The 13,323-nt window shown below is 73.6% G+C and carries 12 protein-coding genes; 9 read left to right on the top strand and 3 right to left on the bottom strand.

Annotation, left to right across the window (positions count from 1 at the left end):
• Positions 1 to 48 precede the first annotated feature (48 nt).
• Positions 49 to 537, top strand: a complete 489-nt coding sequence (locus ACIQIB_RS19740; RefSeq protein WP_363612700.1) for a DoxX family protein — start codon at positions 49 to 51, stop codon at positions 535 to 537.
• A gap of 174 nt (positions 538 to 711) precedes the next feature.
• Here the strand turns inward: ACIQIB_RS19740 and ACIQIB_RS19735 are convergent, their stop codons facing one another.
• A complete protein-coding gene (locus ACIQIB_RS19735) occupies positions 712 to 2,232 on the bottom strand; it encodes a SulP family inorganic anion transporter (protein WP_363612760.1) in 1,521 nt (506 codons plus the stop codon).
• A gap of 973 nt (positions 2,233 to 3,205) precedes the next feature.
• Between ACIQIB_RS19735 and ACIQIB_RS19730 the strand changes: the two genes are divergently transcribed.
• A complete protein-coding gene (locus ACIQIB_RS19730; protein ID WP_363612698.1) occupies positions 3,206 to 3,694 on the top strand; it encodes a pyridoxamine 5'-phosphate oxidase family protein in 489 nt (162 codons plus the stop codon).
• Positions 3,695 to 3,758: 64 nt separating this feature from the next.
• Here ACIQIB_RS19730 and ACIQIB_RS19725 read toward each other — a convergent pair whose 3' ends face one another.
• Positions 3,759 to 4,220: a MarR family transcriptional regulator gene (locus tag ACIQIB_RS19725; protein ID WP_363612696.1), complete on the bottom strand. Its 462-nt coding sequence runs from the start codon at positions 4,218 to 4,220 to the stop codon at positions 3,759 to 3,761.
• Positions 4,221 to 4,279: 59 nt separating this feature from the next.
• On the opposite strand from ACIQIB_RS19725, the gene ACIQIB_RS19720 reads away from it, so the two are divergent.
• The 4 genes from ACIQIB_RS19720 to ACIQIB_RS19705 all read left to right on the top strand — a co-directional run bounded on the left by ACIQIB_RS19720 (position 4,280) and on the right by ACIQIB_RS19705 (position 8,681).
• On the top strand, positions 4,280 to 5,392 hold the full coding sequence (locus ACIQIB_RS19720; RefSeq protein WP_400759301.1) for an ABC transporter substrate-binding protein: 1,113 nt from the start codon (positions 4,280 to 4,282) through the stop codon (positions 5,390 to 5,392).
• 161 nt (positions 5,393 to 5,553) lie between these two features.
• Positions 5,554 to 7,005: an APC family permease gene (locus ACIQIB_RS19715; protein ID WP_400652777.1), complete on the top strand. Its 1,452-nt coding sequence runs from the start codon at positions 5,554 to 5,556 to the stop codon at positions 7,003 to 7,005.
• On the top strand, positions 7,002 to 8,021 hold the full coding sequence (locus ACIQIB_RS19710) for an acetamidase/formamidase family protein (protein ID WP_400652775.1): 1,020 nt from the start codon (positions 7,002 to 7,004) through the stop codon (positions 8,019 to 8,021). The genes ACIQIB_RS19715 and ACIQIB_RS19710 overlap by 4 nt, the downstream gene beginning before the upstream one ends.
• Before the next feature lie 171 nt (positions 8,022 to 8,192).
• A complete protein-coding gene (locus ACIQIB_RS19705) occupies positions 8,193 to 8,681 on the top strand; it encodes a glutathione peroxidase (protein WP_363612688.1) in 489 nt (162 codons plus the stop codon).
• 75 nt (positions 8,682 to 8,756) lie between these two features.
• On the opposite strand, the gene ACIQIB_RS19700 is transcribed toward ACIQIB_RS19705, so the two are convergent.
• A complete protein-coding gene (locus ACIQIB_RS19700; protein ID WP_363612686.1) occupies positions 8,757 to 9,719 on the bottom strand; it encodes a LysR substrate-binding domain-containing protein in 963 nt (320 codons plus the stop codon).
• Positions 9,720 to 9,815: 96 nt separating this feature from the next.
• Between ACIQIB_RS19700 and ACIQIB_RS19695 the strand changes: the two genes are divergently transcribed.
• From ACIQIB_RS19695 to ACIQIB_RS19685, 3 genes are read left to right on the top strand one after another with little or no spacing between them, the layout of a single operon-like run.
• Positions 9,816 to 10,520 (top strand): succinate dehydrogenase cytochrome b subunit, encoded by a 705-nt coding sequence (locus tag ACIQIB_RS19695; RefSeq protein ID WP_363612684.1) that lies wholly within the window; start codon positions 9,816 to 9,818, stop codon positions 10,518 to 10,520.
• On the top strand, positions 10,517 to 12,463 hold the full coding sequence (locus ACIQIB_RS19690; protein ID WP_363612682.1) for a fumarate reductase/succinate dehydrogenase flavoprotein subunit: 1,947 nt from the start codon (positions 10,517 to 10,519) through the stop codon (positions 12,461 to 12,463). The genes ACIQIB_RS19695 and ACIQIB_RS19690 overlap by 4 nt, the downstream gene beginning before the upstream one ends.
• Positions 12,460 to 13,197 (top strand): succinate dehydrogenase/fumarate reductase iron-sulfur subunit, encoded by a 738-nt coding sequence (locus ACIQIB_RS19685; protein ID WP_363612680.1) that lies wholly within the window; start codon positions 12,460 to 12,462, stop codon positions 13,195 to 13,197. The genes ACIQIB_RS19690 and ACIQIB_RS19685 overlap by 4 nt, the downstream gene beginning before the upstream one ends.
• The last annotated feature ends 126 nt before the right edge of the window (positions 13,198 to 13,323 follow it).

The raw sequence follows: 13,323 nt of genomic DNA, 5'->3' as shown, positions 1-13,323 counted from the left end.
CTAGCTTTGCTCCACCATTCCTCCTCCCCCCACAGGAGGCGCTTCCCCATGTCAGTACACCCCCGACACGCGGTGGACACCGCCCGACCCCTCGTTCTGACGGCCTTCCGGATCGTCGTCGGACTGCTCTTCGCCTGCCACGGAGCCGCCTCGCTGTTCGGCGTGCTCGGCGGTGTCAAGGGCGGCGGCTCCGTCCCGGCCGGCCAGTGGCCCGGCTGGTGGGCCGCGCTGATCCAACTCGTCGGTGGCGGACTGGTCCTGGCCGGTCTCGGCACCAGGGCCGCCGCGCTGCTCTGCTCCGGCTCCATGGCCTACGCCTACTTCACCGTCCACCAGGAGCACGCCCTGCTCCCGATCCAGAACGGCGGCGAGGCCTCGGTGATGTTCTGCTGGGCGTTCCTCGCGATCGCCGTGCTCGGCCCGGGTCCGTTCGCGCTGGACCGCCTGCTGCCCCGACGGGTCGGCGGCCGGGGAGCCCGAGCCGGGGAAGGGACCGATCGCACCCGGCACGGCTCGCAGCCGACGCCGACCGGCTGACCGGCTGACCGGCTGACCGGCTGACCGGCTGACCGGCTGACCGGCCGGCCAGGCTGAAACCCGCCCGGTCGAAACCGAACCGGGCGGAACCGAACCGGACCGACGAACGCCCAACCGCCCCGGCCGCCCGACGGATCTTCCGAAGGGCGGCCGGCTCGGCTCCGTCGCCGCCCGTCAGACCACGGTGGGCAACGGCGGCTCCACCGCCAGCGGCGCGGAGCTGCGCGCCCGGTGCTGCGCGGCCCAGGCGGCGAGCGCCACCGCACAGGCGTGGTCGAGATGGCGCAGCCCCGACCAGTCGAGTTCGACCGGGCGGTCCGCCGGCAGCTTCTCCAGCGTGTCCAGCAGCCGGGGCAGCCGCAGGAAGGTGGCATTGCCGCTCAGCCGCACCCGCAACGGGCGCTCCCCCGGTTCCTCCCCGGGCCCCCCGGGCAGGTCCTCGACGCCGATCTGCAGGTGGGAGGTCTGCCAGGCCGATTTGACCACCGCCAGGCCGATCCCGATCAGCACCCCCTCGAACAGATCCGTGGTGATGATCGCCACCGCCGTCACCCCCAGGACCACCGCCTCCCCCCGGTGCTCCCGGCAGAGCCCGACGATCCGGCGGACCGGGACGAGCTTGGCACCCGCGTGTACCAGCACGGCGGCCAGCGCCGTCAGCGGGACGAGGCCGAGCACGCCGGGCAGGAACGCGGTGAACAGCAGCAGCCAGAGCCCGTGCAGGGTGCGCGAGACCTTGGTCCGGGCGCCCGCCTGGACGTTGGCCGCGCTGCGCACGATCACCGCCGTCATCGGGAGCGCGCCGAGCAGCCCGCAGAGCGTGTTGCCGACGCCCTGGGCGGTCAGCTCCCGGTCGTAGTCGGTGCGCGGGCCGTGGTGCATCCGGTCGACGGCGGCCGCGCTGAACAGGGTCTCGGCGGAGGCGATCAGGGTGAAGGCGAGGACGGTGCCGAGGCCCGCCGTGCCGGCCAGTGCGCCGAGCGCCCCGCGCCCCGGCAGATGGACCACGTCGAGCAGGCCGGAGACCCGGACCCGGGCCACCGGCAGGTCGGCGGCGGCCGTGACGGCGGCGGCGAGGCCGACGGCGGCCAGCGGCGCCGGCACGGCCTGGGCCACCCGGGCCGGCAGGTACTTCCAGAAGGACAGGACCAGCAGGGTCGCCACGCCGAGGGCGACCGCGCTCGGGGTGGCCGCGCCGGTGACGGCGTCGCGCAGCAGCGCGGGCAGGCCGGCGATCTTCTCGGGCCCGGTCGCGGGCGCCCTGCGGTCGGCGAGCGCGTACAGCTGGCCGAAGAGCAGGGTCAGGCCGATGCCGGCCAGCATGCCGTGCACCACGGAGGCGGACATGGCGCGGAACCAGCGGCCCAGGCGTAAGGCGCCCATGGCCAGTTGGAGCAGCCCGGTGGCGAGCACCAGCACACCGAGCGCACCGGCGCCGTACTCCCTGACCGCCTCGTAGACCAGGACGGTCAGCCCGGCGGCCGGTCCGCTGACCTGGAGGCTGCTGCCGGGCAGCGCGCCGACCACCAGGCCGCCGACGATCCCGGTGACCAGCCCGAGTTCGGCCGGGACGCCGGAGGCCACCGCGACGCCGACGCAGAGCGGCAGGGCGACCAGGAAGACCACCAGCGAGGCAGGCAGGTCGTACCGCCAGGGGACGGCCCGCAGCGCGCGGACGGGGGTGCGGTGGCGCAGCGAGCGGCGGGGGCGGGCGCTGCCCGGCGGGGCGTTCTTGCGGGGGCGGCCCGGCGGGCTCTTGGGCCGGCGGGGCAGCGCGCTCACCGGGCCACCGCCCGAAGGCGGGCGGTGCGGGCGAGGCCGGGGGTGGGGCGGGCAGGGAGACAGCAGGCGTGGCGGGTCATGGGTACGTTCCTTCCGCGCGCCCGCCGCTGCGGGCGCGCTGCTGCTGGTCGCGGCGTGGCGGACCAGGGGGCGCGGTGGTGGACCGGACGGCGGAGACGACATCGGTGCGGCGGCCGACCGGGCGGGCCGGGTGGCGGCGGTGGGCGTCGTGTCGGGTCGAGTCGGGTCGGCTGCGGTCAGGGGAGGGCGTCCCTCGATCGGGTAAGGGCGTACCGGGCGCGCTGGTCCTGAACGGGACACGACGGCCGGGGCTTCCCCCGCCCCCGGGCCGACCCCCATCCCCCCTGCCGCAACCCCGGGGCGGTTCCCCCGGTCCCGCCGCGTGTGAGGCTCCTGCCTCGCATGCGGCAACACCCTTGGGAGAAGCCCAAGTTGAACATGGCAACCATGACAGGCCCGGCGTGCCACCGACGGTACCCAGGAAGCCGGAGCGGGCCAACCTCGCACACCGTCCCTTCACGCCCGCCACACACCGGACGCGCTTTCCGGCCCGGATCGGACCTCCGGCTGGGCACGCCAGTTCGGCGGCCGGACAGGTGCACGAACAGAGCCCGCACCGAGCCGCCCCGCACCGGCCCCACCCGGATCGCCGGCGCGCGGCACCGGATCCCGCCTGTGCACGTGCCGGTCGACACACCGCACCTGGGCCCGACCCACCGGGCGCGGCGGAACTTCGGCATCGGCTTCCGGGTCAGGCCGGAGTTCGGGGTACGCGTTCGGGGCGGCGACTGTGCGGGTACGTAGCAGGAGCCGCCCGCGCGCGCCCGCTGCGCGCGGGGCTTCCGCACCCCGGGAGGCCCACGCCATGTCCTTCAGCATGAGCGCCACCGAGCGCGAGAGCTTTCTGGCCGCCGTCCACGTCGGCGTCCTCGCCATCGCCGACGAGGGCATCGAACCGGACCGGGGCGTCCTCGCCGTCCCGATCTGGTACTCCTACCGACCCGGTGGCGTACTCACCATCCTCACCGGCCGCCACTCCGCCAAGGCCCGCCGGATCAGGGCCGCCGGCCGGTTCGCGCTCTGTGCCCAGCAGGAGGAGCCGCCGTGCCGCTACGTCAGCGTGGAGGGCCCGGTGGTGGAGATCGAGGACCGGCTCGATCCCGCCGAGCGCGCCGCCCTGGCCCACCGCTACATGCCGCCCGCCACCGCCCGCGCCTACCTGGCCGCCACCACCGAGCAGCTGACCGCCGACATAGCCATCCGGATGCGCCCCGAGCACTGGTACAGCGCCGACTTCGCCGCCGTCGCCGCGCGCCTGGACGGGAGTGGCACGCCACCGGTGGAACACCGGTAGGGCTTGTCCGCACGAGGACTCCCGGAGAGGGCGCCCGGGTCGGTCCCGGGGCGGCCGTGACCGCTCAGGCGCCGGTGAGGTGGCGCAGCAGGGGCCCCGGGTCGGCGGAGCCGCAGGCGGTGCGGACGGCGGCGTCGTGGGCGGCGGCGAGCGCGTCGAGGCGGGTGAGCCGGGTGTGGCCGCGGCGGGAGAGGTGGGCGGTGATGCGGCGGCGGTCGCGGTCGTCCTGGCGGCGGTAGACCCAGCCGGCGTCGGCGAGGGCGTCGACCACGCGGCTGAGGCTGGCCTGCGGGATGAGCAGGGCGTGGGCGAGGTCGCCCATGGAGTGGCCGTCGCCGTCGGCGAGGGCGCGCATGACCCGCCACTGGTCGAGGGTGCAGCCCTCCGCCTCCAGCTGGGCGGCGAGGCCGCGGGCGAGACGGCGCTGGGCGACGGTGAGGAGTTCGATCAGCAGCGGCTCACCGGCGGCAGGACCGGCCGGAGCGGCGGAAAGGGTCTCGGCGGCGGCGGAGGTGTCTGTCGTCATCGCCTTGCCTCTTTCCCCACCGCTTGCCGGAATCGCTGCCATGACCATACTCGCAAGCGATGAGCGCCGACGTGAAGTTGTTCGAATCGCTCGACGCGCTGTACTCCCCCCGGGAGGCACCGGCGCTTCGGGTGGGCCTGGTCGTGCCGCAGTCCGGGCCGCTCGGGCTGACCGGCCCGTCCGCGCTGGACGGTGCCCTGCTGGCCGCGCACGAGGTGAACGCGGGCGGCGGGGTACGCGGGGTGCCACTGGAGCTGGTGCTGGTGGACGGCGGGGCGGAGCCGGCCGCGGTGGCGGGCGAAGTGGCGCTGCTGCTGGCCGCGGGCGCGGTGGACGCGGCGGCCGGCTGCCACTCCAGCGACGTGCACCGGGCTGTGGAGACGGTGACGGCCGGGCGGACCGCGTACGTGTTCACCCCGCCACACGAGGGCGGCACCCGGCTGGCCGGGGTGGTCTGCACCGGCGCCACCCCGGACCATCAACTGCACGCGACCATCGAGCAGTTGACTACCAGTCACCAGATTCGCCGCTGGGCGCTGGTCGGCAACGACTACATCTGGCCGCGCGCGGTGCACCGGGCGGCCGGGGCGGCGATCGCCCGCACCCCGGCCCGGGTGGTGCTGGCGCGTCACCTGCCGTTCGGGGCGACGGAACGGGCGCTGGAGCCACTGCTCGACGCGGTCCGCGCCGCCCGGGCCGACGCGCTGCTGCTGAGCCTGATCGGCCGGGACCTGGTGCGGTTCAACCGGGCGCTGCGCCGCAGCGGCCTGGACCGCCGGCTGGTGCGGCTCTCCGGCGCGCTGGAGGAGAACAGCCTGCTGGCGTACGGCGGCGACGACACCGGGACGCTGTACGCGTCGATGCCGTCGTTCGCGAACCTCACGGAGGAGCGGCGGCTGCGGCTGGCGGAGCAGCACCGGGCGGTGTTCGGACCGTACGCGCCGGTGCTGGACGCGTACGCGGTGGGCCTCTACGACGGACTGCACCTGCTGGCGGCGCTCGCGGCGCGCGGCGAGCTGGTGCCGGACGGGCTCGCGGGGGCGGCGCTGCGGCTGCTGCACGGGGAGGACGCGGCGACCCGGCGGGCCTGGGCACGGGCACCGCTGGGCCCGGCGCGGGAGCGGGTGCACCTGGCGCGGGCGGAGGGGCTGGGCTTCACCGTGCTGTCCTGACGGGCGTCCGCGGAGGCCCCGGCGGGTCCGGCGGCCCGGGGGGCGCCCGCCCGCCCGGCGCCACGCCCGGCACCTCACCCGGGCCGAAACTCTTCCATTTGGAAATAACTGCCTCTACTCTCTCCCCCACCACCCCAGGGTCGTCACGGGAGAGAGCCCCCATGTCCGAAGCACCCGCGCCCCAGAACATCGAGAACTACGGCTACCGACAGGAGCTGCGCCGCTCACTCCGCTTCACCGACCTGCTGGTCTACGGTCTGGTGTTCATGGTGCCGATCGCCCCGTTCGGCATCTTCGGCAGCGTCTTCCAGGGCTCGGGCGGCATGGTCGCCCTGGCCTACGTGCTCGGGATGGTGGCGATGATGTTCACCGCCCTCTCGTACGCGCAGATGTCGCGGGCCTTCCCGATGGCAGGCTCGGTGTACACCTACGCGGGCCGGGGCATCGCGGCGCCGATCGGGTTCCTGTCCGGGTGGATGATCCTGCTGGACTACGTGCTGGTGCCCGGCCTGCTCTACCTGATCGCCGGCGTGGCGATGAACTCGCTGGTGCCCGCGGTGCCGGTCTGGCTCTGGCTGGTCGGCTTCGTGCTGCTCAACACCGCCGTCAACTACCTGGGCGTCGAGATGACCGCCCGGGTCAACAAGGCGATGCTGATCGGCGAACTGGTGGTGCTGGCCGTCTTCATCGCCGTCGGCCTGGCCGCCCTCGCCTCCGGCAAGGGCCGGGGCTTCGACCTCACCCCGCTGTACAACCCGCACACCTTCTCCTGGAGCCTGGTGTTCGGGGCGGTGTCGATCGCGGTGCTGAGCTTCCTCGGCTTCGACGGGATCTCCACCCTCTCGGAGGAGAACCGGGACTCCGCCCGCGCGATCGGCCGCTCGATGATCGCCGCACTGCTGCTGGCCGGGTCGCTGTTCATCGCCCAGACCTGGATCGCCTCCCTGCTGGTGCCAGACCCGGAGGCACTGATCGGCCAGGGCGACCCGAACGGCACCGCCTTCTACGACGCGGCCCGCACCGCCGCCGGCGGCTGGCTCGCCACCCTGACGGCCGCCGCCACCGCCGTCGCCTGGGGCTTCGCCAACTCCCTGGTGGCCCAGGCGGCCACCTCGCGGCTGCTGTACGCGATGGCCCGCGACCGGCAGTTGCCCGCCTTCCTCGCCAAGGTCCACCCGCGCCACCGCGTCCCGGTCAACGCCACCCTGCTGACCGCCGGGGTCTCGCTGCTGCTCGGCCTCTACACGGCCTCCCGCGAGGACGGCATCACACTGCTCAGCACCCTGGTGAACTTCGGGGCGCTGACCACCTTCCTGGTGCTGCACGTGTCGGTGGTGGTGCACTACCTGATCCGCTCGCGCAGCCGCGACTACTGGCGCCACCTCGTCGCCCCGGCCATCGGCTTCGTGATCCTGGCGTACGTGGTCGTCAACGCCGACATCGCCGCCCAGCGGCTGGGCTTCGTCTGGCTGGCGCTCGGCCTGCTGGTGCTGACCGGGCTGGTCGCCACCGGACGCCGCCCGCGTCTGGCGGTCGCCGACCCGGGCACCGGCGCCGATGCCGATACCACTCCCAGGACCGCCGCCGGCCCCCTCCCGAAGGAGAACCAGTGAACCTGCCCGACATCGTCTCCCTCACGCCCGGCCCGGAGGAGTACGCGTACACCTTCGGCGGCCGTGCGCCGCTGGTGACCGTCCAGCCCGGCACCGTCGTCGAACTCACCACCGAGGACTGCTTCGGCGGGCGGGTACGCGGCTTCGGCGACCTGCCCAGCCAGGTCTGCGACTTCCCCTACCTGAACCCCGTGACCGGCCCGATCGCGGTGGCCGGCGCCGAACCGGGCGACACCCTCGCGGTGCACTTCGTGGAGATCACCCCCGCCCGGGACTGGGGCGTCTCCAGCACCTTCCCGCACTTCGGCGCGCTGACCGGCACCCACACCACCGCGCTGCTGCACCCGCCGCTGGAGGAACGGGTCTGGATCTACGAGCTGGACACGGCGGCCGGGGTCTGCCGGTTCCGGGCCCGGAACAGCGACTTCACCGCCGAGCTGCCGCTGGACCCGATGCACGGCACGGTGGGCGTCGCCCCGGCGGCCGGCGAGACCCTGATGTCGATCACCCCGGGCGCGCACGGCGGCAACCTCGACACCCCGGAGATGCGGGCCGGCACCACCGCCTACTTCGGCGTCAACGTGCCCGGCGGACTGCTGGCCCTCGGCGACGGCCACGCCCGCCAGGGCGAGGGCGAGGTGTGCGGGACGGCGGTGGAGACGGCGATGCGCACCACGGTGGTGATCGACCTGGTCAAGGGCGGCGGACCGGCCTGGCCCCGGCTGGAGAACGACCGGTACCTGATCTCCACCGGCTCGGCGCGGCCGCTGGAGGACGCCTTCCGGATCAGCCAGCACGACCTGGTCGGCTGGACGCGCGCCCTGCTGGGCCTGGACGAGCTGGACGCCTACCAGCTGGTCAGCCAGGCCGGGCTGGCCCCGGCGGCCAACGTCTGCGACACCAACTACACGATGGCCGCCAAGCTGCCCAAGTCCCTGCTGGGCCGCGCCCACGCGTACGACGGCCTGCACGAGCGGCTGCGCGCGACGGCCACCGCCTACCTGCGGCACCGCTGACGGCGGCGCCGGGACCGCCGGGCGCCCTGCCCGGTGGCCCGTGGTCACCGGGCCACCGGGCAGGACACCGCCCGGACCGGGCCCACCCGGTCGTGGGCGACGGCCTCGGGGGCGGCTACCGTACCGAGACGAGTCCCGTCCCGACACCCGACCATCCCGAAGGGGACCTACGTGAGCCTGTACGACATCCCGCTGCGCACGCTGTCCGGCGAGGCCGCCTCGCTGGGCGACTACCGGGGCAAGGCCCTGCTGATCGTCAACGTCGCCTCCAAGTGCGGTCTGACGCCGCAGTACGCGGGCCTGGAGCGGCTCCAGGAGCGGTACGCCGGGCGCGGTTTCACCGTGCTGGGCTTCCCGTCCAACCAGTTCGCCGGTCAGGAGCCGGGCAGCGCCGGGGAGATCCGGACCTTCTGCTCCACCACCTACGGCGTCACCTTCCCGCTGTTCGAGAAGACCGACGTCAACGGTGAGGACCGCCACCCGCTCTACGCCGAGCTGACCCGGAGCGCCGACGCCGAGGGCCAGGCCGGGGACATCACCTGGAACTTCGAGAAGTTCGTCATCGCGCCGGACGGCACCGTCGCCGCCCGGATCCGGCCGCGCACCGAGCCGGAGTCGGACGAGGTGACCGCCGCGATCGAGGCCGTGCTGCCGGCCTGACGGCCCGTCGAACGGCCCGTCCGACGGCGGGGCGAGGGGCCCGGGACCACGCGGTGGTCCCGGGCCCCTCGCCTGTCACGGCCCCAGCAGCAGCCGAGTCCCCGGCGGCAGCTCACCGTCGCGGGCCGCGCCGCGCAGATGGGAGAGCAGTGTCTCGCGCAGGGCGGCCGCCGCCCTGGTCAGCGGGACCTCGTGGCCGTGCGCGACGGCGATGGTCCGCCCGAGGCCCGGGCCGGCGAACGGGGTGACGACGAGCCCCGAGCGGGCCGCGACCATGCCCGGCAGCACGGCGGGCCCCAGCCCCGCCCGGACGAAGCCGAGCACCGCGTCCATCTCGCCGCCCTCCACCGCGAACTCCGGCTCGAACCCGGCCTCCCGGCAGGCCGCCAGCGTCGCCTCCCGGAGGTCGTAGCCCTCGCGGAACATCACCAGCGGCCGCCCGCGCAGCTCCGCCACCCGCGCCCGGCGGCGCGGCCCGGCTTCGGCTTCGGCTTCGGCTTCGGCTTCGGCTTCGGCTTCGGCGGAGACCAGCACCAGCTCCTCGTGCAGCAGCTCGGTGACCGCCAGCGCGGGCGCCGCCTCACCGCTCGGCGGTGTGATGATCAACGCGACGTCCAGTTCCCCCGCCGCCAGGGTCCGGACCAGGTCCCGCGAGCCGCCCTCCCGGACCACCAGTGCCACCCCCGGGTAGCGGTCCCGGAAGAGCCGCAGGACATCCGGCACCAGGCTGGTGCAGAGGCTCGGCGGCGCCCCCAGCCGGACCCGGCCGCGGCGCAGCTGCACCGTCTCCTGGACGGCCAGCCGGGCGCTCTCGGTGTCCGCGAGGATGCGCCGGGCGAGTGGCAGCAGCGCGTCGCCGGCGTCGGTGAGGGCGATGTTGCCGCGGGTGCGATGGAACAGTTCGGCACCCAGCTCCCGCTCCAGTGCGCGGATCTGCTGCGAGAGCGAGGGCTGGGCGACATGGGCCGCCTCGGCCGCCCGGGTGAAGTGGCGGGTCTCGGCGACGGCGAGGAAGTAGCGGAGTTGCTGGAGCTGCACCCGGCCAGGATAGGCACACTCGATAGGCACTGGCTATCGTCGCGAGCCGCATCATGTCTTGGACGCACCCACCCGGCCGTCCCTACCGTTGTCGCCATGACAACCGCGACTCGGACGGGCCGGCATCCGTCCACCCTGGCGACCCTCTGGCGGTCGACCGTCGGCAAGAAGGCGGTCATGGCCGTCAGCGGACTGGTCATGCTGCTGTACCTGGTCGCACACATGCTGGGCAACCTCAAGGTCTTCTTCGGCCCGGACGACATCAACGGCTACGCGGCGTGGCTGCGCACCCTCGGCCAGCCCTTCCTCGGCCACGAGTGGTTCCTCTGGATCGCCCGGGCCGGCCTGCTCGCCGCCGTCCTGCTGCACGGCGTGGCCGCGTACCAGCTCAGCCGGCGCGACCTCGCGGCCCGGCCGAGCAAGTACGTGCACCAGCGGCGGCGGGCCAGTTACGCGACCCGCACGATGCGCTGGGGCGGGGTGATCCTGGCGCTGTTCATCGTCTGGCACATCCTGGACCTCACCACGCTCACCGTGAACCCGGCCGCCGAACACGGCCACCCGTACCAGAACATCGTGGCCTCCTTCTCGAACTGGTACAGCTGCGTGATCTACGTCGTCGCGATGCTGGCCGTCGGTCTGCACATCCGGCACGGCTTCTGGAGCGCCGCGCAGACCCTCGGTGCCAACAACGCCCGCCGGGACCGGGCGTTGAAGCTGACCGCCAACGGCCTGGCCCTGGTGCTGACCGTCGGCTTCCTGTCCGTCCCCGTGGCCGTGATGACCGGAGTGGTGAGTTGAGCGCCTACAGCGACTACCGCGTCGGCGAGCCGATCGCCGACACCAGGGCCCCCGCCGGGCCGATCGAACAGCGCTGGGACCAGCGGCGGTTCGACGCCAAGCTGGTCAACCCGGCCAACCGGCGCAAGCACACCGTGATCGTGGTCGGCACCGGCCTGGCCGGCGGCGCGGCCGGTGCCACCCTCGCCGAACAGGGCTACCACGTGGTGCAGTTCTGCTTCCAGGACTCCCCCCGACGGGCCCACTCGATCGCCGCCCAGGGCGGCATCAACGCCGCCAAGAACTACCGCAACGACGGCGACTCGATCCGCCGGCTCTTCTACGACACCGTCAAGGGCGGCGACTTCCGCGCCCGCGAGTCCAACGTGCACCGGCTCGCCCAGGTGTCGGTGGAGATCATCGACCAGTGCGTGGCCCAGGGCGTCCCGTTCGCCCGCGAGTACGGCGGCCTGCTGGACACCCGCTCCTTCGGCGGCGTCCAGGTGTCCCGCACCTTCTACGCCCGCGGCCAGACCGGCCAGCAGCTGCTGCTCGGCGCCTACCAGGCGCTGTCGCGCCAGATCGCGGCCGGGAACGTCGAGATGCACCCGCGCACCGAGATGCTCGACCTGCTGGTGATCGACGGACGGGCGCGCGGCATCGTCGCCCGGGACCTGGTGACCGGCGCGGTCTCGACCTACACCGCCGACGCGGTGGTGCTGGCCAGCGGCGGCTACGGCAACGTCTTCTACCTCTCCACCAACGCCAAGAACTCCAACGCCACGGCCGTCTGGCGGGCCCACCGGCGCGGCGCCTACTTCGCCAACCCGTGCTTCACCCAGATCCACCCTACCTGCATCCCGCGCTCCGGCGAGCACCAGTCGAAGCTGACCCTGATGAGCGAGTCGCTGCGCAACGACGGCCGGATCTGGGTGCCCTCGGCCAAGGGCGACACCCGGCCGCCGGCCGAGATCCCCGAGGCCGAGCGCGACTACTACCTGGAGCGGATCTACCCGTCGTTCGGCAACCTCGTCCCGCGCGACATCGCCTCCCGGGCCGCCAAGAACGTCTGCGACGAGGGCCGCGGTGTCGGCCCCGGCGGGCAGGGCGTCTACCTGGACTTCGGTGACGCCATCCGCCGGCTGGGCCGGGACGCCGTGGCCGCCAAGTACGGCAACCTGTTCGAGATGTACGAGCGGATCACCGCCGAGGACCCGTACCGGGTGCCGATGCGGATCTACCCCGCGATCCACTACACCATGGGCGGGCTCTGGGTCGACTACGACCTGCAGACCACCGTCCCCGGCCTGTTCGCGGTCGGCGAGGCCAACTTCTCCGACCACGGCGCCAACCGGCTCGGCGCCAGCGCGCTGATGCAGGGGCTCGCGGACGGCTACTTCGTCCTCCCGCCGACCGTCAACGACTACCTCGCCCGCAACCCGCTGCCGGCCGTTCCGGACGACCACCCGGAAATCGCCACGGCCGAGGCCGATGTGACGGACCGTCTGAACCTGATCCTGGCGGTGGACGGCGACCGGACGCCCGACTCCTTCCACCGCGAACTGGGCGAACTCCTCTGGGACGAGTGCGGGATGGCCCGCGACGAGGCCGGCCTGCGTCGCGCCCTCGCCCGGATCCCGCTGCTGCGCGAGGAGTTCTGGCGTCGGATCAAGGTCCCCGGCACCGGGCAGGAGCTCAACCAGTCGCTGGAGAAGGCCAACCGCCTGGTCGACTACTTCGAGCTGGCCGAGCTGATGTGCCTGGACGCCCTGCACCGTGCGGAGTCCTGCGGCGGTCACTTCCGGGTCGAGAGCCAGACCGAGGACGGCGAGGCGGCCCGCCGCGACGAGGAGTTCTCCTACGCCGCCGCCTGGGAGTTCACCGGCACCGGCACGGCCCCCGTCCTGCACCGCGAACACCTCGACTTCGAGCACGTCCACCCCACCCAGCGGAGCTACGCGTGAACCTCACCCTGCGCATCTGGCGCCAGGCGGGCCCGGAGGCACCGGGCTCGATGACCACCTACCAGGTCAGCGGGATCAGTCCCGACATGTCCTTCCTGGAGATGCTCGACACCCTCAACGAGGAGCTGATCACCCGGGGCGACACCCCGGTGGCCTTCGACCACGACTGCCGCGAGGGCATCTGCGGCGCCTGCGGCATGGTCATCAACGGCCAGGCCCACGGCCCCGAGCGGACCACCACCTGCCAGCTCCACATGCGGCACTTCACCGACGGCGACACCATCGACATCGAGCCGTGGCGGGCCTCCGCCTTCCCGGTGGTCAGGGACCTCGTGGTGGACCGCTCGGCGTTCGACCGCATCATCGGCTCCGGCGGCTACATCACCGCCCCCACCGGCAGCGCCCCCGACGCCCACGCCACCCCCGTGCCCAAGGCGGCCGCCGACACGGCCTTCGAGCACGCCGAGTGCATCGGCTGCGGCGCCTGTGTCGCCGCCTGCCCCAACGGCTCGGCGATGCTCTTCACCTCCGCCAAGGTCGTCCACCTCAACGTCCTGCCGCAGGGCGCGCCCGAGCGGAAGTCCCGGGTGCGGTCCATGGTCGCCGCGATGGACGCCGAGGGCTTCGGCGGCTGCACCAACACCGGCGAGTGCGCCACCGCCTGCCCGAAGGGCATCCCGCTGCCCAGCATCGCGGCGATGAACCGCGAGTTCCTCCGCAGCGCGACGGGCTGACCGGCCGGCCGAGGGCCCTCGCCACCGGGTGCTTGGGTTCAAGGGGTCGTCGCAACACCACTTGGTTTTAGGTGGTGAGTAGATCACGTAGACGCTCGGCTGGGGTATTCCAGCCGAGCGTCTTGC

The sequence above is a fragment of the Kitasatospora sp. NPDC092286 genome (assembly GCF_044755565.1).
GTDB lineage: Bacteria > Actinomycetota > Actinomycetes > Streptomycetales > Streptomycetaceae > Kitasatospora.
This window is presented reverse-complemented; position numbering and strand designations above follow the sequence as displayed.